Consider the following 259-nt stretch of genomic DNA (forward strand, 5'->3'; position numbering starts at 1 on the left):
GGCGGTGCTGTGGCGGCTGCTGTTCACGCCCGAGTTGTGGGTGGCGGCGCAGATCCGCAAGCGCGCCCTGACCATGGCCTGGACCCCGGGCCTGACGCTGGACTATGCGCGCGCGCTCAGCATGCTGGCCGATCCGCGGCCGTTCGGCTGGTGGAAGATGTCGCAGGCGGCGCTGCGCCAGATCGCGGCGCTGCGCGCCGGCTGGCGCCGCCAGGACCGCGAGGCGGTCGCCCGCAATACCCAGACCCAGTCATGACGG

General features: G+C 73.4%; 1 pseudogene. It reads left to right on the top strand.

The annotated features are described in order from the left end of the window. Positions 1 to 256: pseudogene (locus SB764_RS41965) on the top strand (DUF308 domain-containing protein); the annotation flags it as partial. Positions 257 to 259: the final 3 nt, after the last annotated feature.

It is taken from the genome of Paraburkholderia sp. SIMBA_027 (assembly GCF_046535315.1).
Taxonomy (GTDB): domain Bacteria; phylum Pseudomonadota; class Gammaproteobacteria; order Burkholderiales; family Burkholderiaceae; genus Paraburkholderia; species Paraburkholderia tropica.